The sequence below is a fragment of the Microbacterium paraoxydans genome, from assembly GCF_900105335.1.
Classification (GTDB): Bacteria; Actinomycetota; Actinomycetes; order Actinomycetales; family Microbacteriaceae; genus Microbacterium; species Microbacterium paraoxydans.
Map to the genome: position 1 here is coordinate 1397720 of NZ_LT629770.1, position 22370 is coordinate 1420089.

General features: G+C 70.7%; 23 protein-coding genes. 11 read left to right on the forward strand and 12 right to left on the reverse strand.

What is annotated here, in order from left to right; genetic code table 11:
- Positions 1-19: 19 nt before the first annotated feature.
- The gene (locus tag BLU02_RS07080; protein WP_060922820.1) at positions 20-919 is read right to left on the reverse strand and encodes an SDR family oxidoreductase; all 900 of its coding nucleotides are present in this window, start codon (positions 917-919) and stop codon (positions 20-22) included.
- A 112-nt stretch (positions 920-1031) separates the two neighbouring features.
- The gene (locus BLU02_RS07085) at positions 1032-1370 is read right to left on the reverse strand and encodes a DUF7882 family protein (protein ID WP_025102488.1); all 339 of its coding nucleotides are present in this window, start codon (positions 1368-1370) and stop codon (positions 1032-1034) included.
- A 198-nt stretch (positions 1371-1568) separates the two neighbouring features.
- Here BLU02_RS07085 and BLU02_RS07090 point away from each other — a divergent pair, with 198 nt between their 5' ends.
- The gene (locus tag BLU02_RS07090; protein ID WP_025102489.1) at positions 1569-2102 is read left to right on the forward strand and encodes an FHA domain-containing protein; all 534 of its coding nucleotides are present in this window, start codon (positions 1569-1571) and stop codon (positions 2100-2102) included.
- Here the strand turns inward: BLU02_RS07090 and BLU02_RS07095 are convergent.
- The gene (locus BLU02_RS07095) at positions 2078-2755 is read right to left on the reverse strand and encodes a DUF6766 family protein (protein ID WP_025102490.1); all 678 of its coding nucleotides are present in this window, start codon (positions 2753-2755) and stop codon (positions 2078-2080) included. The two genes, BLU02_RS07090 and BLU02_RS07095, sit on opposite strands and share 25 nt — an antisense overlap.
- 266 nt (positions 2756-3021) lie before the next feature.
- Here BLU02_RS07095 and BLU02_RS07100 point away from each other — a divergent pair, with 266 nt between their 5' ends.
- Positions 3022-3531: a CinA family protein gene (locus BLU02_RS07100; protein WP_025102491.1), complete on the forward strand. Its 510-nt coding sequence runs from the start codon at positions 3022-3024 to the stop codon at positions 3529-3531.
- Between the two features lie 4 nt (positions 3532-3535).
- Here BLU02_RS07100 and BLU02_RS07105 read toward each other — a convergent pair whose 3' ends face one another.
- From BLU02_RS07105 to phnD, 6 genes are read right to left on the reverse strand one after another with little or no spacing between them, the layout of a single operon-like run.
- Complete coding sequence (locus tag BLU02_RS07105) at positions 3536-4624, reverse strand: alcohol dehydrogenase catalytic domain-containing protein (RefSeq protein ID WP_060922819.1); 1089 nt, start codon at positions 4622-4624, stop codon at positions 3536-3538.
- A gap of 10 nt (positions 4625-4634) precedes the next feature.
- Positions 4635-5342 (reverse strand): HAD family hydrolase, encoded by a 708-nt coding sequence (locus BLU02_RS07110; protein WP_060922818.1) that lies wholly within the window; start codon positions 5340-5342, stop codon positions 4635-4637.
- Complete coding sequence (locus tag BLU02_RS07115; protein ID WP_060922817.1) at positions 5339-6478, reverse strand: TIGR03364 family FAD-dependent oxidoreductase; 1140 nt, start codon at positions 6476-6478, stop codon at positions 5339-5341. The genes BLU02_RS07110 and BLU02_RS07115 overlap by 4 nt, the downstream gene beginning before the upstream one ends.
- A complete protein-coding gene (gene phnE, locus BLU02_RS07120; RefSeq protein WP_083370916.1) occupies positions 6475-8250 on the reverse strand; it encodes a phosphonate ABC transporter, permease protein PhnE in 1776 nt (591 codons plus the stop codon). The genes BLU02_RS07115 and phnE overlap by 4 nt, the downstream gene beginning before the upstream one ends.
- A complete protein-coding gene (gene phnC, locus BLU02_RS07125; protein ID WP_060922414.1) occupies positions 8247-9074 on the reverse strand; it encodes a phosphonate ABC transporter ATP-binding protein in 828 nt (275 codons plus the stop codon). Before phnC ends, phnE begins: the two co-directional genes overlap by 4 nt.
- A gap of 28 nt (positions 9075-9102) precedes the next feature.
- Positions 9103-10026, reverse strand: coding sequence for a phosphate/phosphite/phosphonate ABC transporter substrate-binding protein (gene phnD, locus BLU02_RS07130; protein WP_060922415.1), 924 nt, complete (start codon positions 10024-10026; stop codon positions 9103-9105).
- A 169-nt stretch (positions 10027-10195) separates the two neighbouring features.
- Here phnD and BLU02_RS07135 point away from each other — a divergent pair, with 169 nt between their 5' ends.
- Positions 10196-10939 (forward strand): GntR family transcriptional regulator, encoded by a 744-nt coding sequence (locus BLU02_RS07135; protein ID WP_231919655.1) that lies wholly within the window; start codon positions 10196-10198, stop codon positions 10937-10939.
- Positions 10940-11154: 215 nt separating this feature from the next.
- On the opposite strand, the gene BLU02_RS07140 is transcribed toward BLU02_RS07135, so the two are convergent.
- Positions 11155-12297: a sensor histidine kinase gene (locus BLU02_RS07140; RefSeq protein WP_025102499.1), complete on the reverse strand. Its 1143-nt coding sequence runs from the start codon at positions 12295-12297 to the stop codon at positions 11155-11157.
- 226 nt (positions 12298-12523) lie between these two features.
- Here BLU02_RS07140 and BLU02_RS07145 point away from each other — a divergent pair, with 226 nt between their 5' ends.
- A complete protein-coding gene (locus BLU02_RS07145) occupies positions 12524-13177 on the forward strand; it encodes a response regulator (RefSeq protein WP_029989098.1) in 654 nt (217 codons plus the stop codon).
- Positions 13178-13186: 9 nt separating this feature from the next.
- On the opposite strand, the gene BLU02_RS07150 is transcribed toward BLU02_RS07145, so the two are convergent.
- The gene (locus BLU02_RS07150) at positions 13187-14050 is read right to left on the reverse strand and encodes an EamA family transporter (protein ID WP_060922417.1); all 864 of its coding nucleotides are present in this window, start codon (positions 14048-14050) and stop codon (positions 13187-13189) included.
- Between the two features lie 227 nt (positions 14051-14277).
- On the opposite strand from BLU02_RS07150, the gene BLU02_RS07155 reads away from it, so the two are divergent.
- The 3 genes from BLU02_RS07155 (at position 14278) to BLU02_RS07165 (ending at position 17680) form a co-directional block, all read left to right on the forward strand.
- Positions 14278-15561 (forward strand): M18 family aminopeptidase, encoded by a 1284-nt coding sequence (locus BLU02_RS07155; protein WP_060922418.1) that lies wholly within the window; start codon positions 14278-14280, stop codon positions 15559-15561.
- Between the two features lie 44 nt (positions 15562-15605).
- Entirely contained in the window at positions 15606-17045 is a 1440-nt protein-coding gene (locus tag BLU02_RS07160; RefSeq protein ID WP_060922419.1) for a purine-cytosine permease family protein, read from the forward strand.
- A gap of 107 nt (positions 17046-17152) precedes the next feature.
- On the forward strand, positions 17153-17680 hold the full coding sequence (locus tag BLU02_RS07165) for a cysteine hydrolase family protein (RefSeq protein ID WP_060922420.1): 528 nt from the start codon (positions 17153-17155) through the stop codon (positions 17678-17680).
- A gap of 316 nt (positions 17681-17996) precedes the next feature.
- On the opposite strand, the gene BLU02_RS07170 is transcribed toward BLU02_RS07165, so the two are convergent.
- Entirely contained in the window at positions 17997-18707 is a 711-nt protein-coding gene (locus BLU02_RS07170) for an MBL fold metallo-hydrolase (RefSeq protein ID WP_060922421.1), read from the reverse strand.
- Positions 18708-18785: 78 nt separating this feature from the next.
- On the opposite strand from BLU02_RS07170, the gene BLU02_RS07175 reads away from it, so the two are divergent.
- The 4 genes from BLU02_RS07175 to BLU02_RS07190 all read left to right on the forward strand — a co-directional run bounded on the left by BLU02_RS07175 (position 18786) and on the right by BLU02_RS07190 (position 22369).
- A complete protein-coding gene (locus BLU02_RS07175) occupies positions 18786-19310 on the forward strand; it encodes a TetR/AcrR family transcriptional regulator (RefSeq protein WP_060922422.1) in 525 nt (174 codons plus the stop codon).
- A gap of 128 nt (positions 19311-19438) precedes the next feature.
- On the forward strand, positions 19439-20413 hold the full coding sequence (locus BLU02_RS07180; protein ID WP_231919656.1) for an alpha/beta hydrolase: 975 nt from the start codon (positions 19439-19441) through the stop codon (positions 20411-20413).
- An 85-nt stretch (positions 20414-20498) separates the two neighbouring features.
- Positions 20499-21350 (forward strand): tryptophan 2,3-dioxygenase, encoded by an 852-nt coding sequence (locus BLU02_RS07185; RefSeq protein WP_060922424.1) that lies wholly within the window; start codon positions 20499-20501, stop codon positions 21348-21350.
- Positions 21350-22369, forward strand: a complete 1020-nt coding sequence (locus BLU02_RS07190; RefSeq protein ID WP_060922425.1) for an amidohydrolase family protein — start codon at positions 21350-21352, stop codon at positions 22367-22369. The genes BLU02_RS07185 and BLU02_RS07190 overlap by 1 nt, the downstream gene beginning before the upstream one ends.
- Position 22370 lies beyond the last annotated feature (1 nt).

The following is a 22370-nucleotide window of genomic DNA, read 5'->3' on the forward strand; positions in this document are numbered from 1 at the left end:
TGCGCCGTCCTCGCGCGGATCAGAGCGGCTTGCCACCCGTCACCGCGAGCACCGCGCCGGATACGTACGACGACTCCGCCGAGGCGAGGTACACGTACGCACCGGCGAGTTCTGCGGGCTGCCCCGCGCGTCCGAGCGGGGTGTCCTGACCGAACGTCTCCAGGCGCTCCGGCCCCCATCCGGTCGCGGGGATCAGCGGCGTCCAGATCGGCCCCGGCGCGACGGCGTTGACGCGCACGCCGCGCGGACCGGCCTCCTCCGCGAGCGCCTTGACGAACGCGACCTGGGCCGCCTTCGTCATGGCGTAGTCGATGAGTCCCGGCGACGGCTGCGCCGATTGCACCGACGAGGTCACGATGATGCTGGATCCCGGCTCGAGGTCGGGGAACGCAGCCCGGGCCGAGAAGACGAGGCCGGCGAGGTTCGTGTCGAACACGCGGCGCATCTTCTCGGTATCGAGGTTCTCGAAGCCTTCGATGTCGTGCTGATAGGCCGCGTTGAGCACGAGCACGTCGAGGCCGCCGAGCTCGCGACGCGCACGGTGCACGGCGTCGGTCGCGAAGGCCTCTTCGCGGACGTCGCCCGGGATGCTGACGCCGGTGCGACCGGCTTCGCGGACGAGCGCGAGCGTCTCCTCCGCGTCCGCCTGCTCCTCGGGCATGTGCACGATGGCCACGTCGGCACCCTCGCGGGCGAAGGCGATCGCGACCGCCCGTCCGATGCCGGAATCACCGCCGGTGATGAGAGCGCGCCGTCCCTCGAGCCGGCCGTGGCCGACGTAGGACTGCTCGCCGTGGTCCGGCTCCGGGGTCGTCTTCTCGGTCAGGCCCGGCTGGTCCTGGCTCTGCGCCGGGAATCCGTCCTCGTGGTGGGCGTGTCGGGGGTCGGTGAGGCCGCCGTCGCGGGTGGTGTCGGTCATATCCGCTCCTCCTGTCATGGGGCTGTCGATCGGGTCGTGATCGAGCCTCGCGGCTTCGGAGGGCGGACGGCAGGGGGTTGACAGCCCGGGGCGGTCTCCGCGAAAGCGGGTGTCAGCCGGCGGAGGGGACCTCGCCGTGCGGGGGCTCGGCACCCTCTGCGGGCTCGGGGACGAGGTAGAGCCCGCTCGGGGAGTTCGCGGTGAAGGCGAGCGCTTCGACCCACGCCCGGTTGACGGCGGGCTGGCGGCTGCCGAAGTACTTGAAGACGAGCGAGCTGCCCGGCTGGATCCAGACGGTGGTCCGGCCACCGCCGACGCTGGCGTCCTCGCGCCAGCTGAACGGGAACGGCTCGCCGCGACGCAGCTTGGCCGTGATGACGAGCTGCAGGTGCGTGAGCGCCCGATCCTCGATCTCGGTCTTCACGCTGCCTTCGTAGATGAACTTGCCCATCGGGTGATGCTCCTCGGTCGGGTGGTCCTCAGCCCGGCGGACACTGCCGGGATCGGCCTATGGGTAGAGGGTAAGCCCTCGGACGGGGCGCACGGCAAATCAGCCTCGGAGGGCGATGCGCGCGTGGAAGTCAAGGCCCTGCGCGCGATCCGCGCGACGATTAGCCTCGAATCATCGACACCCGAGGAGGGCACCGCCATGACTGACCGCCACATCGACGACCGTCCCGAGGAGGGCTACACGCCCGGCACCACCCACGCCGAGCGCGGCGCGGGCAACCCGCGACTGCGCGTACGGCGCGACGACGAGCGCACCGAGTTCGCGCTCGACATGGAGGAGGTCCGCATCGGATCGGCCGCCGGGAACGAGCTGCGCCTCGCCGACACCGAGCCGGTGCACGCGACGGTCGTGCATGACGACCGCGACGAGTACGTCGTGACCCTGCACGCCGACGGCGAGATGAACTCCAACCCCGACGCCGACGCGACCCACCCCGGCGAGCGCACCGAGACGCTGCGCACCGGATCGCGCTTCACGGTGGGCCCGTGGGAGCTGGTCTTCGCCCGCGACGAGTTCGCCGACCACGGCCGTCCCTTCGGCGGACGCCAGGGCGGCGAGTACTCCGACCAGCCGCTGCAGGAGGCGCGTGCGGGCTACGACGCCGACGACGAGCGGCTGTCGCAGGCCGACGTCAACGACGAGCGGTCTCAGTCGGATTCCAAGGCCGACTGATGGTGCGGGGTGCCGACGGGCTTCGACTCCGCTGACCCTCGCTGACGGAGGTAGATCGCGAACGCGACCATCGTCCCCACCGCGAGGAACTCGGACTGCCAGTTCTGCAACGTGCGGTCCCAGAAGTCCGAGCTGGTGACGTAGTCGCCCCAGGTGATCGCGGCGAGGCCATGCATCGCGTTCTCCTCGTTCATCACCACTGTCCCGGCGAGCGACTGCGCGAGCCAGGACAGCACGAACACCGCCCCCATCACGAGCAGCAGCGAGTTGCCGAACACCGCCGATCGCCACCCGCCCGCCCGGGCCCATCGCGGAGAGTCCGGGCGGGCGTGCGCGCCGACGAGCTGATCCGCGTCGCTGCCCGGTCCCTCGTCGCCGGGCTTCTTCGACTCCGGCGAGCCCTTCTGCACGAACCAGATCGTCGCGGCGATGAAGAGGAAGAACTGCAGGAACTCCGACTGCCAGTTCTCGGCGACGTCGACCGCGAAGTCGGACGACCAGAGGAAGTCTCCGAAGCCGATCGTCGGCTGCCCATGATCGAGGAGCTCGTCGTTGTTGCGGAGGTAGCCGGCGACGGCCTGGCCTGCCAGAGCCAGCACGAAGAGGGCGAGGAAGAAGAGGCTGAGGGCGTGGTCCTTGATGCGCGAGCCCATCGTCATCGCCCTCCCAGCGGCAGGCCGATCATCACGGCGAGACCGACGCCGATGATCCCCGCCCAGATCCAGAAGACCGCCCGCATTCCCGCGGTGTCCCGCGCATCCTCCGTCATGGCCGCCTCCTTCGTCGGTGTGACTCGCCTCGACGATGGCGCCAAGGAGGACGGCCCTCCAGGGGCTTGACGCGGACGCCGTTGTCAATCCCCTGCGACAGGGCGCCGCGGGGTCCGTAGCGTAGGGGAACCGACGAGAGGAGCGCCCCGATGACCGCACCGAACGAGACCCCTGACCTCGAACACCTGGGCGAGCTCGCCCGCAGTCGAGGTCTGCGCGTGAGCGTGGCGGAGTCGCTCACCTCCGGACGCCTCGCGAACACGATCGGTGCCGGCGAGGGCGCTTCGGGCTGGTTCGCCGGCGGCATCGTCGCGTACTTCACGGAGGTCAAGGAGAGGGTGCTGGGGCTCACCCCGGGCACCGACCCGACCTCCGCAGCCTGCGCGGAGCAGCTCGCCCGGGGCGCACGGGAGCTCTTCGACGCCGACATCTGCGTCTCGACGACCGGCGTGGGCGGGCCCGGTCCGGAGGGCGGTCATCCCGCGGGCACGGTCTACCTCGGCTGGGCGACCGCCGACGACGCCGGGCACCGGAGGCTGGCCCTGACCGGTGACCCGGACGAGATCCTGGCGGCGAGCGTCGACGCCGCGGTGCGACTGCTCGCCTTCCACGCCGAGGGGCTGCACCCCGCAGGGCCACGGCGCACCGGTTCCGACTGAGGCCTCAGCGGCCTGGCACCAGCCCCACCCGCAGCGGGGCTCCCGGCGCCGCAGCCTCCGTGAGAGCGGCGTCGATGTCGAGCAGCGGTCGCACGGCGCCTACGGCCTCGGCGAACGGATACGCGCGCCCGCGACCCGCGAGGAACGACACCGCTGCCGCGAGGTCGTCGGCGCCGTAGTTGTGGACGCCGGTCACCGTGACCAGCCGGCGGACGAGATCCTCCGCGTCCAGCGGGACGGGCGCCGCCGGGAACACGCTCCCGACGAGGACGACCGTGCCGCCGACGGCGACGCCGGCGAGGGCCTCCCCCACCGCATGCCCGGATGCCTCGATGACCACGTCCGGGTCACGGTCGAGCGCGGTGGCTCCGAAACGGGAGGCGACGGCTCGGCGGTCGTCGTCCGGGTCCCGGACCTCGACGACGGCGCCGTGCTCGGCCGCGATCGCCGCGGCGCTGATCCCCACCAATCCCGCGCCGTGGATGCGCACCGCGGCGCCGTCCAGATCGATGTCGCGGGCGGCCCTCGCCACGGCGGCCCATGCGGTCGCCGTCGCACAGCCTGCGGGAGCCAGCACCGCGGCCGGCAGCGCCTCCGGCACGCGCACGATCGCGGTACCTGCCCGCAGCTGCACGTGACTGGCGAACGCCCCGGTCAGGTCGCCGTGGGCGCCGACGCGGTCGTGGCCGTACTTGCCGAGATCCCGGCACTTCTGCGTGAGGCCCCGCCGACAGCGGTCGCAGGTGCCGCACGACACCGTGACCGACCACACCACGCGGTCGCCGATGCGCAGCGGGGTGCCGTCCACCGCCGTCGCACCGTCGTCGCCCAGCGCGATGACCCGACCGACGCTCTCATGCCCGAGGACGAGAGGCGCGGGCGCGGACCGGCGCCCCTGCACGGTGTGCACGTCCGATCCGCAGATCGTCGACATCTCCACGGCGACGAGCACGTCCCGGTCACCGAGCGCGACCCCGGGGACGGCGATGGTCTCGTGCGGGTGGCCTTCGCCGATCCAGACCATCGCGGTGGCAGCGGGGCGCAGCGCGACGTCCCTCCGGTGACCGGGTGGGCGGATCAGCACCGTTCCCATGGTTCGAACCTCAGACGGAGGCGACGGCAGGAAGGAGCTCGCGCTGCGCCAGCGCTGCTCGCAGCGCCGTGACGTCGGACAGCACGGCGTCAGCCCCCGCTCCGCTCAGCGCCGCGCGATCGTGCGCCCCGGTGAGGACCCCCGCGACGAAGCCGGCCCCCGCACGACGGCCGGACTCGACGTCGCTCACGGTGTCGCCGGCGACGGCCACCGCCTGCACCGCGGACGCTCCCGTGCGCAGAAGGGCGGTGAGGACGAGATCGGGCGCGGGGCGTCCGCGGCCGGCATCGACCGGAGACAGGGCGAGGTCCACGAGTCCTCCCCATCCGAGGCCATCGATGAGCGCCTGTCGCGTGACCGGAGCGAACCCGGTGGTGAGGACGACGGTGAGCCCCGCGTCCTTCAACCCCTGGATCGCGTCCGCCGCTCCGGGGATCTCCGCGACGCCGTCCTCGGCGACGATCTCGGCGTACGCGGTCTCGAACGCCGCGGTGGCCTGCCGCGCCGCGCTCGCATCGCCGCCCGCGAGATGGAGGAAGACGTCGAACTTGGACTGCCCCATCGTCTCCCTGACGTGCTCGAGGGCATCCTCCCAGGGCAGCCGCGCGGCGACGCCGGTGCGCTCGGCGGCGCGCTGGAACGCCTGCTCCACCACGCCGTCGTCCACGACGGTGGTGCCGGCCATGTCGAGGACGACGAGTTCGATCGGAGTGGTCATGGTGTTCCTTCCAGAGCAGGGGTGCCGCCGAGGGCGGCGGTGAGGTTGAGGTCGGCGAACCCGAGGCCGCAGGTCATGCCGATGCCGGTGGTCGCAGCGAGCACGAGGGCGCCGTCGTCTCCGCGGTCGACGAGGAACTCGCCGGGGGCTTTCGCGTACACGCCCTGCCACCGCTCGATCACCCGCGGCGCCGCCCCCTCGAACAGGGCCTCGGCCTCGCTCAGGAACGCGGTGAAGGCGGCCTCCGGCTGGAACGGAGAGGGGGCGGCATCGGTGACGTGCGAGTCGCCGAGGATGAGCGTGCCGTCGGGCAGCTGCGTGTACATCTGATTGAGATCGAGGGCCGCGAGATCGGGGCGCTCGGCATGCAGGCGCTCACGGAGGACCCGGGCCTCTGGCCCTTCGGCGAACCTCCCGTATCGGATGAGGGACCAGCCGGTCAGCAGGGGCGCGGTCAGCGGACGAGGGAAGGAGACGGCCGCCCGCATCATGTCCAGCGCACAGCGCACCACCCCGTGACGCTCCGCGACCTCGGGCAGGAGCTGGTCGATGTCGTGGTTGACGGCTACGACCACCGCCCCGGTGTCGATCGCCCCGCGCGTGGTCTCCACCCGGCCGGCGCCGAGGGCCGTGACCGCGGTGCGGAAGCGGAACTCGACGCGCCGTGCGGTCAGGTAGCGCACGATCGTGGTCGCCGCGGTGCGCGGGTTCGTCTGCAGGTCGGCCTCGATGAGGGCACCGCCGACGAGCCCGTCGCGGCGCAGCGGGGCACGACGCAGGAGCTCGTCAGCCTCCAGCATCCGGATGCCCCCGTCCTGTGCCGCCGCGGAGAGCACGGCGAGCTCGTCCTCGTGGCGGGCGGCCACGAGCGTGCCCGACTCGCGGAGCCAGAACCCCGCGTCCCTGGCGAGCTGCAGCCAGAGTTCACGGGACGCATCCGCGTACCGCTGCGCCTCTCCGCCCTGCGCGCCGATGCAGAGGTGGCCGAAGTTGCGGATCGTGGCGCCGGTCGGGGCGGCGCCGCGCTCGACGACGACGACCCGGAGCCCGCGGCGCACGGCGGCGAAGGCGGCGCCGAGGCCGACGATGCCGGACCCCACCACGACGACGTCCGGATTCTGCTTCGCCCCGGTCATCGGAACACCTTCCTCATCCACATCGCGAGACCCTCGACGGCGAGCACGGTCACGAGGATCATCAGGACGATCGCGGTCACGGTCTCGTAGCGCGAACCCTGGCTGGCGTTCAGCAGGTAGTAGCCGACACCGCCGCCGCCGACGATGCCGAGGATCGTGGCCGCGCGGATGTTGGTGTCGAGCATGTAGAAGCTGTGCCCGATGAGCGCTCGGGTGCCCTGGGTCAGCGTGGCCGACGTGTACGTCTGCATCCGTGTGGCGCCCACCGCCCTCAGCGCGCGCTCGGGCCCGCGGTCGACCTCCTCGAAGGAGTCGGCGATGAGCTTGCCGAGCAGTCCGATCCCGCCGATCGCGAGCGCGATGACACCGGCCTGCGCGCCGAGACCCGTGATGACGACGAGGACGATGGCGAGGATCAGCTCGGGGATGCCGCGGATGCCGACGAGCAGCAGACGGGCGGTGCCGCGCCCTGCCGCGTGCGGAGCGACGTTGCGCGCGGCGAACGAGCCGAGCAGCAGCGAGGGCAGGAGGGTGAGGACGGTGGCGGCGAGTGCGATGGCGACGGTCTCCCGCATGGCCTCCAGCATCGCGACCGTGTCGTAGCTGCCGAACGACGGCGGCCAGAACCGGGCGGCGACGTCGGGCAGCTTCGCCCAGAAGGTGAAGAGGTCCGACCAGGTGATCTGGCTCACGACGACGCTGCCGACCACGACGAGGATCGTGACGATCCCCGCCGCGGTGTGGCGCATGCGCTGCGCGGTCCACGGACGACGCACCGCGGCCTCCGGGCTCACCGCCCACGCCGGGCGGCCCTCGGCGGGCGCGTGCGACCGCCGACGCAGGCGCGGGTGCACGATCCGGTCCATCCACGACCGCGTGTGCTTCTGCTCGCCGAGCATCGCACCGCGCACGGTGCTCGAGACGATCTCCATCACGATGCAGAGCACGAAGATGACGAGCGCGATCCCGAGACCCTTGCCGTAGTTCAGCGCCTTGAACGCGTACGACATCTCGAGCCCGAGGCCGGCGACGCCCACGTAGCCGAGTACGACGCTCCCGCGCAGGTTGATGTCGTTGCGGTGCAGCACGGTCGCCACCCAGCTCGGCAGCACCTGCGGGAGGATGCCGGCGGTGAACTCCTGGAGCTTCGAGCCACCGGCGGCACGGATCGCGAGACGGGGCCCTTCGTCGATCTGCTCGATGGCGTCCGCGAACATCTTGGAGATCATGCCGATCGAGTGGATGCCGATCGCGAGGATGCCGGGCAGCGTGCCGAGCGAGAACATGAGCACGAACGCCATGGCCAGCACGACGTCCGGCAGCGCGCGGGTGAGGACGCCGAGGAATCGGGCGGCCGCGCGCCAGCCTGCGCCCGGCGTGGTGTTGGCGGCGGCGAGATAGGCGATGGGCACGGAGAGCACGGCCGCCAACAGCGTGCCGACGAGCACGAGGCCGACGGTCAGGGCGATGAGCCAGGCGAGGTCGGCCGGCGCGGGGAAGGAGAGTCCGCCGACCCTGGCGAGGAAGTTCTCGGCGTTGCCCCAGCTCTGCACCATCGCGGGGATCGAGATACCCACGTCGCGCACCGCCAGGATGCCGAGCACGACGAGGACGACGAGCGTGAGGCCGGCAGCGATGCGCTCGGCCGAGAGCGGCCGCTTCGGCGCCCGCTCCGCGACGCTTGCCCGTCCCTGGGTCGCTGAGCCTGTCGAAGCACCCTGGGGCGCTGAGCCCGTCGAAGCGCCCCGTGTCGAGGTCCCCACCGCTGTCATGACGCCGCCACCGTGGTCACGGCGTCGACGAGTTCCACCTGCACGGCGCGCATCTCGGCCGTGGTCGTCGCGACGCGGCCGTAGATCTCCATCACCTCGGCCTTGGTGAGTCCGGCCGTCGGGGTGTCCAGGACGACTTCGCCGTGCCGGAGCCCGACGATCCGGTCGGCCCAGCTGATCGCGAGGTCGACCTGGTGCAGGCTGCACACGACGGTGAGGCCTTCGTCGGCGGCGATCTCGCGGACGAGGGCCATCACCTGCTCGCTCGACTCCGGGTCGAGAGAGGCGACGGGCTCGTCGGCCAGGAGGATCGCCGGCTTCTGCATGAGCGCCCTGGCGATGGCCACCCGCTGCTGCTGCCCGCCGGACAGCGTGTCACTGCGCTGGTAGGCACGGTCGAGGAGGCCGACGCGGTCGAGGTGCTCGAGGGCGGTCAGCTTGGCGGCGCGGGGGTAGCTCCACAGCCCGAGCCGCGGGCCGCGCATCCGGGAGAGCGACCCGGTCAGCACGTTCTCCAGGACGGTCAGCGAAGGCACGAGCTCGAACTGCTGGAAGATGAAGCCCACGCTGCTGCGAAGCTGTCGCAGCGCCCGGCCCTTCATCGCGGGCACGGACGCGCCGAGCACCTCGACGGACCCGGAGCTGGGCAGCTCCAGGCCGTCGAGATGCCGCAGCAGCGTGGACTTGCCGGAGCCGGAGAGCCCGAGCAGCACGACGATCTCTCCCCGCGCCACCTCGAGCGTGACGTCCTTGAGGGCGGTGGTGCTGCCGAAGGTCTTCGTGACGCCGGCGAGGCGGATGAGGGTGTCGGATGCCGCGGTCATGGCTTCTCCTGTCGTCAGGCGCGGGGCGTCAGCCCTGGCACTGCTCGGCTTCGGTCTCGGCGCAGATGTCGCGGATGAGGTCGTAGTAGGCGTCGTCCACCGGCTTGGTGGCGTAGAACACGCTGCGGAACGCGTCCGAGTCCGCACTGTCGATGCCCGCCGCGATGATGTCGTCGATGGTGACCTCGCCGAGGGCGTCGACGAGCTGCTTCGCCACGTCGTCCGGCAGGGACGAGGAGTAGACGAGCGGAGCGCCCGGGACCATCGTCTCGGCGATGACCTTCACCTTGTCGGACTTCTCGACCTCGGAGTCCTCGGCGAAGCCGGCCTCGCACTCGACGCCCTCGCCGACCTTCTGCACGCTGACATCGTGCTTGCCCGCGAACACGGGGGTGATGTCGGTCTTCGGGTCCACGCCCGCCTCGATGAGGTTGTACGACGGGAAGAGGTAGCCGGAGGTGGACGAGGGGTCCACGAAGCAGACCTTCTTGCCCGCGAAGTCCTCGAGGCTGGAGATGTCGCTGTCCGCCGGGACGATCGCCTGCGAGTAGTAGCCGGGCTCCTGGCCCTCCTCGGTGACGATGGACGAGATCGGGGTGAGCTTCGCGCCGTTGTTGGTCGCGGTGACGTAGGTGAACCCCGAGAACGAGGCGACGTCGACCTTGCCGGCGACGGCGGCCTCGATGAGCGCCGCGTAGTCGGTGGACTCGTGGTATTCGACGGTCTTGCCGCTGACCTCGGCGATGTAGTCCATGAGCGGCTGGTAGTTCGTCTCGGTGTCCACCGAGTCGGGGACGACGCCGAAGACGAGGGTGTTCTCGTCGACGGCGAAACCGCCGGCGGACTGTGCGTCGCCGGGGGCGTCGGTGGCATCGGCCGATCCGGAGCAGGCGGCGAGGCCGAACGCGAGGATCGCAGCGCCGGCGAGGGCGGGGAGAGCGCGGAGCTTCATGAGGACCTTTCAGGGTGGGAGGAGTGATCCAGGGACGACTCTCCCAGCCGTCGGGCCGACATGTATACCTATCTCGGAAGAGTTCAGGCGGCGTTCACCCGCGATTGTCCTGGATGAACGGCCCCACAACACACAGGCCCGGACACGACAGACGAAGTAATGTACCTATGTGGCCGAACCTGTGTACACCCAGATCGCCGACGACCTCCGCGCGCGGATCGTCGACGGCACGCTCCGGCCCGGGGACGATGTCCCCACGGAGGCGGAGCTCGCGGAGCGGTGGCACACGTCGCGAGGTCCGATCCGCAACGCCCTGGCGGCGCTCCGCGCCGAGGGGCTGATCGAGACCGGCCGGGGGCGCCCCGCCCGCGTGGTGGCGCGCAAGGCGAATCAGGCGGTCGACGTCTCGGTCCCGTTCACCCGCTGGGCGCGGGATCTCGGCGTCACGCCGGGCGCGCAGACGCAGGAGCTGAGTCTGCGACGCGCGGGCGATCTCGGCCCGGCACTGGGCGTCGGACCCGACGACACGATCGTGAGCGTGGTACGACTGCGGCTGCTGGACGGACGGCCGACCATGCTGGAGCGACTGGCCTACACGGAGGACGTCGGCCGTCGGCTGTTCGACGTCGACCTCGACGCGGTCTCGATCACCGAGCACCTCGCATCGGTCGGGCATCCGATCGTCACCCTGCAGCACGTGATCGATGCCGTGGCCGCCGACGATCAGGACTCGGCGCTCCTGCGCGTGCCCCGCGGGACGCCCATCCTGCGGTTGACCCGGACGTCCAGGGACGCGGAGGGGCGCATCTTCGAGGCGTCGGAGGACCGCTACCTCAGCGAGGTGGTGCGCTTCACGGTGGCGGCGTCCGGGATATCGGCGGACGGGCACTTCATGAGAGCGGTGGGCGGCTGAGGCCCGGAGACAGATTCGCGACCGCGGGCGCGGGAGTCTAAGAAGCCAGAAAGATCGCGCCCGCGATCGCAGCGCTGGGGACGCTTTATCTGGGGAGCCTTCAGGATATGTCGGCGCCGCGAGGCCGCTGAAGTGCCGAATGTCGAGACACTCGTAGACTTTCGTCTACGACCTCGGGGCCGGAATCATGGGCTTCATCTCAGGATACGCGGGGCTCACACCACCGGCAACACGGCGGACACGAGCCAGTGCCCGTCCACTTCACCGGCGCTGAACTCGCCGCTGGCACCCATCACGCGTTCGGCCATGCGCCCGAGCCCGGTCCGGCTGGAGGAGAGCTCACGACGCGGCGTCGTGGGCAGCGGGCTGCGCAGCGACAGATGGGCTTTGTCGTCGTCAACGGCGAGACGGATCTCGACGGTGCCGGGGCCTGCGTACTTCAGAACATTCGTGGCCGACTCGCGCACGATGCGCGCGAGCACGATCTCGACGGCACGAGGGATCCGTTCGTCGCCGGGGTTTCCGTCGAGGACGACCTCGTGCCCTGCCGCTTCGAACTCGGCCTGCGCCTCCTCGACCGCGGCGACGAGGTCGCCCGTCGGCATGCCCGCTGCACGGGGGCCGTCGTCGGCGAGGTCGATCACGAAACGGAGGTCGGTCATGGCTTTGCGGGCGGCGACACGGATCGCCTCCCGGGAGCCATCGCTGGTGTCGGGGTCTTCGAGCATCTGCACGTGCAGCGAGACCACCGTGAGGTGGTGCGCGATGCTGTCGTGCAGCTCGCCGGCGATCCATCGTCGCTCGGCGAGAACGGCTTCCCGTTCCTGCTCAGCCGCAGCCTCCAGCTGACGCTCGAGTCTGCTGCCGCGGGCGAACGCCAGTCTGAGGGCGAACCCTACGGCGCCCGCCACCGCGGCGAAGACGAGATAGATGGCGACATTCACGCCTGCGTCCGCGTCACCGATGGCGACGAGAGCTGCTGCGACGAGAAATGCGCCGGCGTAGGAGAGGATCAGCGAGGTCCATCCGAGCCTCATGACGAGACCTGCCGCGACTGCGGCGGCCGTCAAGACCTGGTACTCGCTGCCTACGAGAAAGGATGTCGCGAACACCACGCCGAGGGCGCATGTCGCAAGGAGGGGATTCCAGAGATAGAGGGCGAACACAGCTGTGGACGAGACGCTCACCACCACGACTGCCGGGTTGGCACCGGGGACGGTGATGACGCCGATGAGGTCCACAACGATGGTGATGGAGACGATCACCAGAACAACGATGCGCTCGACGGCGCTCAGCTTCTCGCCTCGAACCAGTCGGAGCGAATCCGCAGAACCGCGAATCGAATGGTCGAAGGCCATGGTTCACTATCTCCTATTCGCCAGGTACTCTAGCGGACGAGACCAAAGAACTTGCTAACCTGCTGCCAGAAAGTCATTACATTCACCTCCGTCCTAGTGCCGTTTGTCGATGTCTGTATTCATCTTCTCGGCGGCGCGCGGAGCGCACATCTGGCCTTCGTCCAGACCTCGATAGCCAAAGGTCTACATCCTCAGAGCGCCCGCTTCACGCCGTTAGGCTTCCTCCATGCAGGAAATCCGCGTCGTGATCGTCGATGACGATCCTCTGGTCCGCTCCGCGCTGTCGCACTTCGTGTCGCGCGCGCCCGAGATCACGGTCGTGGCGCAGGCAGAGGACGGCCGGGAGGCCCTCACGACGGTCGAGCGCGAGAAGCCGGACGTCGTGATGATGGACGTCCAGATGCCGGAGATGAACGGCATCGAGGCGACCGCGGCGATCGCCGAGCGGTGGCCCGACGTGCGCATCCTCGCCGTGACCACGCTCGATGGCAGCGACACCGTGCTGCCCATGCTGAGCGCCGGCGCCTCCGGCTACCTGCTTAAGGACTCCAGTGCGGAGGAGATCGTCACGGGTGTGCGCGAGGTGTTCGCGGGAGCGAGCTCGCTGTCGCCCCGCATCGCGTCGATGCTTATCCGCCACGTGCGCGACTCCACCCCCACCGCGGCCGCGGAGACCCTCGAACCGCTCACCGAGCGCGAGGAGGAGGTGCTGCAGTGCCTCGCGAAGGGCATGTCCAATGCCGAGATCGCCAAGGCGCTCATCGTCTCGGAGGGGACCGTGAAGGCCCACCTCGGTCGCATGATGTCGAAGTGGCACCTGCGCGACCGCGTGCAGATCCTCGTCACGGCCGCCCACGCCGGACTCGTCACCTTCCGCTGAGCCGGGGACTCAGAGCGCGAGCAGCACGATCCCGACGAGGACGACCAGCGAGGCGCCGATCCGCCATCCCGGCCGGGACTCCCGCAGGACGAAGGCACCGAACAGGCTCACGAGCACGACGCTGACCTCGCGGAGCGGCGCCACGAGCGCCACCGGAGCGATCTGGATGGCGGTCAGCACGAGGATGTAGGACAGCGGCGACAGGATGCCGAAGGCCAGGATGCGGCGCCATTGCGTGCGCCCCAGCGCCAGGACCGCACCCCATCGTCCGCGCACCGCCACGGAGTAGAACGGCACCTGCAGCAGCGTCGTCCCCACCATGAACGCCACCGGTGACAACTCCCACTCCCGCACCGCGTGGGCGTCCCAGATCGTGTAGACCGCGATCGCCACGCCGGTGAGGGCCCCGAACAACAGCCCGGGGTCGACGCGGCGCCCGCTCCCCGCCGGACGGCGGTCGACGAACCCGATCGCCACCACGCCGACGATCACCGCCGCGACGCCGATGAGCGCCAGGGCCGAGGGGCGTTCGCCGAGCAGGAGCACGGCGACGATCACGGAGAGGAACGGCCCGGTGCCCCGCGCCGTCGCGTAGACGGTCGACAGGCTGCCCTCCCGGTAGCCGCGCTGCAGCACGGCCATGTAGGCGACGTGCAGGACCGCGGAGACGGAGACCCCGAGCGCGAACGAGCCGAGGTCGGCCGCACCGAGTCCGCCCGTGAACGGCACGGCGCCGATCCAGACGGCGGTGCTGGCGACCGCACCCCACCACAGGAACGGCGAGCCGGCGCGGCTGATGCCGTGCGCGATGACGTTCCACGACGCGTGGGCGATCGCAGCGGCGAGGACGAGGACGAGAGCGACAGCGGACACGGCAGACCCTTCCCTCCGCCGCGGGCGCGACGAATCGGGTCCTCCGGGCTTTTGTCCTGTCAGATGACGGCCCTCCTGCGGAGGAGGACCGTGGCGCCGCTCGGACCAGACGGGTGCAGACCCCGGAACCCTAGGCGCTATCGCCACCACCCTATCCCCGACCGGGAAGGGTGCGGTGACCGGGCGCGACTACGCTCGAAGCACACCCCGCGCAGGAAGGTCATGCCATGCCCGTCACCCCGGACGCCCTCGCCCACGCCGAGGACCTCGCCGACTTCGTCGCCGCTTCCCCGTCGAGCTACCACGCAGCCGCCGAGACGGCCCGCCGCCTGGAGGAGGCCGGCTTCACGCGGCTGCAGGAGGAGGACGCCTGGCCCGCGCAGCCCGGAGGCCGGTACCTCGTGGTCCGCGACGGCGCGACGATCGCATGGGTGGTGCCCGAGGATGCGACCGCCACGACGCCCGTGCACGTGTTCGGGGCGCACACCGACTCCCCCGGCTTCAAGCTCAAGCCGCAGCCGACCACCGGAGCCCGCGGCTGGCTGCAGGCCGCCGTCGAGGTGTACGGCGGTCCGCTGCTGAACTCCTGGCTCGACCGGGAGCTGCGCCTCGCCGGCCGGCTCGCCCTCGCCGACGGCCGGGTCGTCCTCGCCGACACCGGCCCGCTGCTGCGCCTCCCCCAGCTCGCCATCCACCTCGATCGCGGCGTCAACAACGGCCTCGCGCTCGACAAGCAGACCGAGACGCAGCCGGTGTGGGGTCTGGGGGATCCGACCGAGGCCGATGTGCTGGGCGAGCTCGCCGCTTCCGCCGGAGTGGCCGTCGCGGAGATCCGCGGCTACGACGTCGTCGTCGCCGACGCCGCACGGGGCGCCGTGTTCGGCAAGGACGACGCGTTCTTCGCCTCCGGCCGGCTCGACGACCTCGCCTCGGTGCACGCGGGCGTCGTGGCCCTTGCGGCACACGAACCCGCCGCGGGCGCGCCCGTCGCGATCCTCGCCGCGTTCGACCACGAAGAGCTCGGTTCCGAGTCGCGCTCCGGCGCCGCAGGCCCCTTCCTCGAGGACGTGCTGGAGCGGCTCTACGCGGGGCTCGGCGCCGACGGCTCCGCCCGCCGCCAGGCGTACGCGTCGTCGTGGTGCCTGTCCAGCGACGTGGGGCACTCCGTACACCCGAACTACATCGGCCGGCATGACCCCGTCGTGCAGCCCGTGCTCGGCTCCGGACCCATCCTCAAGCTCAACGCCAACCAGCGCTACGCGACCGATGCGGTCGGCGCCGCGTCCTGGCGGAACTGGTGCGATCGGGCCGAGGTAGTGACGCAGGAGTTCGTCTCGAACAACAGCGTGCCGTGCGGGTCGACGATCGGCCCGATCACCGCGACCCGGCTCGGCATCCGCACGGTCGACGTGGGCATTCCGATCCTCTCGATGCACTCCGCCCGTGAGCTCGCCGGGGTCTCGGACCTGCACGACCTGACGCGCGTGGCCGGGGCCTTCTTCGCCGGCTGAATCGGGCCGCGCGGAGTGCGCCCCCGGAGTGCCAGGATGTGAGGATGACCGACATCAGGCCGGCTCTCATCGAGCGTGCAGGCATCGAGATCATCCCCGAGTCCGAGCGGACCGCCCAGCCCCGCGACCTGTTCTGGCCGTGGTTCGCGGCGAACGTCTCGGTGTTCGGGATGTCCTACGGCTCGTTCGTGCTCGGCTTCGGCATCTCCTTCTGGCAGGCGACCCTGGTCTCGGTCGTCGGCATCGTCGTGTCGTTCCTGCTGTGCGGCCTCATCGCGATCGCGGGCAAGCGGGGGTCGGCGCCGACGATGGTGCTCTCCCGGGCCGCGTTCGGCGTCCAGGGGCAGAAGGTGCCAGGGATCGTGTCCTGGCTCACGTCGATCGGCTGGGAGACCTTCCTCGCGATCATGGCGGTACTGGCGACGGCGACGGTCATCACGCAGCTCGGCGGCGACGGGGATAGCCTCTGGCTGAAGATCCTCGCGACCGTGATCGTCGCGGCACTCATCGTCGCCGCCTCGGTGCTCGGCTACCACACGATCATGCGGCTCCAGTCGGTGCTGACCTGGATCACGGGTGTCGTGACGATCGTCTACATCGTCCTCGCCGCGCCGACCATCGACCTCGCTGCGGTGCTGGCCCGGCCTGACGGCGGCATCGGCCAGGTCGTCGGCGCGCTCGTCATGGTGATGACCGGTTTCGGGCTGGGCTGGATCAACATCGCCGCGGACTGGTCGCGCTACCAGAAGCGCACCGCGTCCGACGGGGCGATCGTCGCCTGGAACACGATCGGCGGCTCGGTGGCACCGGTCATCCTCGTCGTCTTCGGTCTGCTCCTCGCGGGATCGGACGCCGAGCTCATGGACGCGATCGCCGCGGACCCGATCGGCGCGCTCGCGAGCATCCTGCCGGTGTGGGTCCTCGTGCCGTTCCTGTTCACGGCCGTGCTCGCGCTCGTCTCCGGCGCGGTGCTCGGCATCTACTCCTCCGGCCTGACGCTGCTCAGCCTCGGCATCCGCATCCCGCGGCCGTCGGCGGCGGCGATCGACGGCGCGATCCTCACGGCGGGCACCATCTTCGTGGTGTTCTTCGCGACCGACTTCCTCGGCCCGTTCCAGAGCTTCCTCATCACCCTCGGCGTACCGCTGGCCTCCTGGGCCGGCATCCTCATCGCCGACATCCTGCGTCGCCGGAAGGACTATGACGACGAGGCCCTCTTCGACAGCCGCGGACGCTACGGCGCCTGGGACTGGACATCGATCGGCACCATGGTCGTCGCGAGTGTGATCGGCTGGGGCCTCGTGCTCAACGGCTTCGCGGACGCCGCGCCGTGGAACAACTGGCAGGGATACCTCCTGTTCCTCGTCGGCGGGACGGACGGGGACTGGGCGTATGCGAACCTCGGGGTGTTCGTGGCGCTGGTGCTGTCGTTCCTCGTGACCTGGTTCGCCCGGGCGGGGAAGATCCGGCGGCAGGAGTCGTGAGCCGTTCGACAGGCTCAGGGACCCAGGAGGCGGCAGGCTCAGGGACCCAGGAGGCGGCAGGCTCAGGGGCCGAGGGGGCGGCAGGCTCCGCGGACGAGAGCTGGCTCGTGGTGGTCGATCCGCAGGTGATCTTCGCGTCCCCCGACTCCGCCTGGGGCTCGCCGTTCTTCGCCGCCGCGATGACGAACATCCGGCGCCTCGCGGAGGCCTTCGGCGAGCGCGTGCTCGTGACCCGGTGGCTGCCGACGGCTGACCGCTCGACCTCCTGGGGCGAGTACTTCGCCGCGTGGCCGTTCGCCGACCGCCCCGCCGACGACCCGTTGTACGCGCTCGTCCCCGAGGCGGAAGGCCTGTCTCCTCATCCCACCGTGGACCTCCCGACGTTCGGCAAGTGGGGCCAGGAACTGGAGGCGATCGTGGGGCACGGTGGTCGGATCGTGCTCGCAGGGGTGTCGACCGACTGCTGCGTCGTGTCCACCGCGCTCGCCGCCGCGGACGCCGGGGCACGCGTGACGCTCGTGGCGGATGCCTGCGCCGGCTCCACGGCCGAGAACCACGCCGCCGCCGTGCAGGTCATGTCCCTGTATCCCCCGCAGATCACCGTGACCGACACCGCCACCCTCCTCTCCCCCTGACCCCTCCCCCCGCCCCGCGCCCGCGCCCGCGCCCGTGCGGGACGGAAATCGCACCTCCGCACGCCGTCTCCCGCCCGTTTTCGATCCCGCACGCCGGCAGGCCCTCCCAGCGGGACGCATTCCGCCCCTCGCGAGGGTCCGCCGGGCACGGTTTCGATCCCGCACGGAGTCCCCGTCGCGGGACGCGAAACGCACCTCTACCGCGCGACTGGGGTGCGTTATCGATCCGGCACCGTGCTGTGGCGTTCGGGCGGGACGGAAAGTGCACCTCGGCATACGCGGCGAGGAGCGTTACTGGACCCGACAGGGGCGAGCGTCAGGCGTGCGCGCGGACCGCGGCGGCGATGTCGGCGGGAGTTCCGCGCCACGGAGCACCATGGCCGGGAAGGACCCACTCGGCGTCGAGCGCCGCGAGGCGGTCGAGCGAGGCCAGGGCTTCCGTGGGCTCGTCGGTGAACGGGGCGGGTTGCGCGCCCTCCTCCCCCGTGAGCACATGCCGCGTGGTCAGGGCGTCGCCGACGAACACCGCGCCGACCGCCGGGACGTGCACCGCGATGCTCCCCGGCGAGTGCCCCGGAAGACCCACGACGACCGGGGCCCCTGGGAGGTCGAGCACGTCACCGTCCGCTACCTCGGACACCTCGGCGACGTGGCGTGTGCGGAGCGCACTCTTGCGGAGGCCGTAGGCGAGGAAGCCGAGCATCGGACCGAGCCGGGCAGGGCCCATCGGGGTCTTCGGCTTCTCCCCGGTACGCACGCGGTGGGCATCGGCGCCGTGGATGAACACCGGAACACCGGACTCGCGACGCAGTCGTTCCGCGAATCCGATGTGGTCGCTGTCGCCGTGAGTCAGCACGAGTCCGCGGATGTCGGACAGCGGGCGGCCGATCACGGCGAGCTCCCGCTGAAGGTCATGCCAGTGCCCGGGCAACCCGGCGTCGACGAGGGTGATGCCCTCGGGCAGGTCGATGAGGTACGAGGCGACGATGTCGTTGCCGAGGCGGTGGAGGTGGGGGGCGAGCTTCATGATGATCCTCTCGGACGATTGCGATGGCTACGTTACGTAGCTATCATGGCTACTGTCAATAGCCATCGAGGAGGATCCATGCCTACTCCCGAACGCACGTCGATCGATGCCATCGTCGCGGCCGGCCAGGAGATCATCGAGGTCGACGGCCCTGCGGGACTCACGATGCAGGCGGTCGCGGAGCGCGTGGGCGTGCGCGCCCCCTCCCTCTACAAGCGCGTGCGCGATCGGGAGGCCTTGCGAGTCGCGGTCGCCATGGCATCCGTCGATGCCCTCGCGACCGAGCTCGAGGCGGCCGGCGACGACCTCTCCACCCTCGCCCGGACCTATCGCACCTTCGCTCACGCGTACCCGGAGGGCTTCCGCCTCATGTTCAACGCCGCGGTCCCGCACGAGGCGCTGGAACGCTCCGCCGCCCCCGTCATCCGCGCCTGCGCCACCGCGGTGGGCGAGGCGGACGCTCTCGACGCCGCGCGTCTCTTCACCGCCTGGGCCACCGGGTTCCTGCAGATGGAGCTGTCCGGGGCGTTCCGACTCGGCGGTGACGTCGACCGCGCCTTCGAGTACGGCCTCCGGCGTCTCCTCGCGAGCCTCGCCGGGTGAGGACGCCCGTCATTCCCGGTCCGCGACGGCGGATGCTGCCACACTGAGGCCGTGGAAGACTCCCGCAGCACCGCCGCAACCGTGGCCGCGAAGACCGCCCGGAGGCCTGGCGTCGCACGAAGATCGCCGTGGGCACCCTCGCCGCGGTCGCCGCCGTCGTCGCGATCGTCGGCACGCTCACCCCATGGCCGTCCGCGATGATCATCCGCTCCGTGTTCACGAAGGGCGGTGACGAGACCGCGGCGGAGATGACGAAGCACGTCCCTGACGCCGCGCTCGACGAACGGAAGGACATCGCCTACGGAGATGCCGGAACGGACACGACGATGGACGTCTTCCGCCCGGCCTCCGCCGACGGCGCACTGCCGACCGTGGTGTGGATCCACGGAGGCGCCTGGATCTCGGGCTCGAAGGAGGACGTCGATCCGTACCTCCGCATCCTCGCCGCGGAGGGATACACGACCATCGGCGTGAACTACACCCGCGGACCCGAGGGCGTGTACCCGCTCGCCGTCCACCAGCTCGACGAGGCCCTCGCCTACATCGACGCGCACGCGGCGGAGCTGGGCGTCGATCCGCGACGCATCGTGCTGGCAGGAGACTCCGCCGGGGCGCAGCTCGCCAGCCAGATGGCGACGCTCATCACGAATCCGGACTACGCCGAGATCCTCGGCATCCGCCCGTCGCTCCGCGCCGACCAGCTCGTCGCGACCGTGCTGAACTGCGGCGTCTACGACCTCGCCGCGCTGGCCGAGCTCGACGGGGTCCCGGGGTGGGGCTTCAAATCGGCGATGTGGGCCTACGCCGGCACGAAGACCTGGGCGGAGGACTCGACGGGTGCCACGATGTCGACCGTCGACTGGGTCACGGCCGACTTCCCCGCGACGTACATCTCCGGCGGCAACGGCGACGGGCTCACCTGGCTCCAGTCGATCCCGATGGCGAAGCGGCTGCAGGAACTCGGCGTCGAGGTCACTCCGGTGTTCTGGCCCGCGCCGCACGAGCCGGAGCTCCCGCACGAGTACCAGTTCCACCTCGATCTCCCCGAGGCCCGGAAGGCGCTCGCGGACACCATCGCCTTCCTCGACGCACACACTCGCTGAACCGGCCCCTTTCGTCCGAGCCCGGCGCTCCGGCCCGGACATAACATGTCTGTGACGACCGGCACGGAAGTGATATGTTCACGGGATGCACACCGAGAACGAACGCGCACTCGAGTCCGGCATCGTCACCGACCTCTCCGGCCGCATGACCTACGGCTCGTACCTCGCGCTCGACCAGCTCCTCACGGCACAGCATCCGGTGAGCGACCCGCAGCATCACGACGAGATGCTGTTCATCATCCAGCACCAGACGACGGAACTCTGGCTGAAGCAGCTGCTGCATGAGCTCAGCTCGGCGCGGGAGCTGCTCGCAGCCGACGACCTGCGCGACGCCCTCAAGCGCATCGCCAGGGTCAAGCGCATCCAGGATGTGATGACGCAGCAGTGGTCGGTCCTGGCGACGCTGACCCCGACGGAGTACGCCCAGTTCCGCGGCGCCCTCGGCAACTCGTCCGGCTTCCAGTCGGTGCAGTACCGGGCCGTCGAGTTCGCGCTGGGCAACAAGAACGAGAAGATGCTGAGCGTCTTCCGCGACCACCCGGCGAACCTCGCGCTCCTCACGGCCGAGTGGGAGAAGCCCACGCTGTACGACGAGTTCCTCCGCTACGCCTCTCGCCGCGGCCTCCCGATCCCCCGCGAGATCCTCGACCGGGACGTGCGCGAACCGTACCGCGAGACCCCGGCCCTCGTGCCTGCCATCCGTGCGATCTACCAGGACCCGCGCACCCACTGGGATCTCTACGAGGCCTGCGAGGACCTCGTCGACCTCGAGGACAACTTCCAGTTCTGGCGCTTCCGTCACCTCAAGACCGTGTCCCGGACCATCGGGATGAAGGTCGGCACCGGTGGATCGAGCGGCGTCGGCTTCCTGCAGCGCGCCCTCGACCTGACCTTCTTCCCCGAGCTCTACACCGTCCGCACCGAGATCGGTTCCTGATGCTCACGGCGACGTTCTTCGACGGCGAGCGCTGGCGGGACGGCGTCGTCGAACTCGGCGAGGACGGGCTCCCCCGGCTTCGTGAGGAGACATCCGCGCCGGGGGGCCCGGTCCTCTCCGGCCGCATCGTCGGGGGCTTCACGGACCACCACGTGCACCTGCAGCTCGTCGACCACACGCTCCTGGCCTCATCGCGCCTCGGACGAGTGGTCGACCTCGGCGGCGATCCGTCTACGGTGGCGCGGATCGCCGTTCACAACTCAGGAGTTTCGATCGGCGGAGGCGCTTCCGAGGCGGTTCCGGGTGCGGCTGGGCCGGATTCTCCTGAGTTGCGAACCGTCGACTTCGCCGGCGCGTTCCTCACTCCCCCCGGCGGTTACCCCTCGGACCGCGCGTGGGCGCCGACAGGTTCCGTCCGGGAGATCGCCGACTCGACGGCGGCCGCGACCGTGATCGAGGAGCTGGTGGCGGCCGGTGTCTCCGGCATCAAGGTCGCGAGCAACAGCACCGCCGGCCCGACCTTCTCCGACGCCCTCTTCCGCGCGATCGTCGAGCTCGCCGTGGCGCACGGCCTCCCCGTCGTCGCCCATGCGGAGGGCACCGGCGAAGCGCAGCGCGTCGTCCGCCTCGGAGCGACGCAGCTCGCGCACGCCCCGTTCACCGAGCGTCTGGATGACGACGAGATCGCGGACCAGGCCGTCCGGGTGTCCTGGATCAGCACCCTCGCCATCCACGACCCCGCCACGAGGGCCATCGCGATCGACAACGTCGCCCGCTTCCATGCCGCCGGCGGCACCGTCCGCTACGGCACCGATATGGGCAACGGCCCGACCCCCGTCGACCTGAACCCCGCCGAGGTCGCCGCCCTCCGCACCGCCGGGCTCGACGACGACGCCCTCCTCCGCGCCCTCGCGCCCGTCGACCCGCTCGATCCCCGCTCTCTCCTCCTCCTGCTGCCACCGGGATCCGCCGATCCCCTGGCCGCCCGCCCCCTCACCCCCGCCGACCTTAAGGTGTGAC